Here is a 448-nt window from a genome sequence, read left to right as displayed (position 1 = left end):
GATCCACCACCGCTCCATCGGCGTTCGAGGCCGGCGCCCGCAGCGCGGTCAGCAAGGCGAGCTCGAACTTGCGGCGCAGGCGCGCCAGGCCCGGCAGATCGCGCGAGGGCAGCAGTAGCGCCGGCAGGTGCCGCAACTCATCGGCCCACAGGTCGGCCGGATGGATGCGCTCTTCGCCCAGGCGGGTCAGCACGGCCTGATACGGCTGGAACAGGCGCAGCGGCTCTTCGCCCATACCGGCCATCAGGTCGGCCACGTATTCCTGCAACGCCTGCACGGCGCGCGAGAACACATCCAGCGTCTGGGCGTCGGCTGGAACGGTGCCGGCATCCACTGCCTCAAGCAGGCGCTTGGCGGCCTGGCAATACACGTCGACACCGCGCAGGCCGACGATCAACAGCGCGCCGGCGGCCTGGTGCAGATACTGGCCGGCCAGGCGCAGCGATGT

Annotated in this window: 1 protein-coding gene; it reads right to left on the bottom strand. The window is 70.3% G+C overall.

Annotated elements, in window-relative coordinates:
• Positions 1–448: hypothetical protein (locus KSP9073_RS17255; RefSeq protein WP_133241051.1), on the bottom strand; the 448-nt coding region annotated here is incomplete at both ends.

Origin of the sequence: Kushneria phyllosphaerae (assembly GCF_900312995.1) — a bacterium.
Classification (GTDB): Bacteria; Pseudomonadota; Gammaproteobacteria; order Pseudomonadales; family Halomonadaceae; genus Kushneria; species Kushneria phyllosphaerae.
The sequence above is the reverse complement of the archived record's forward strand: the minus strand, read 5'-3'. Positions and strand labels throughout refer to the sequence as shown.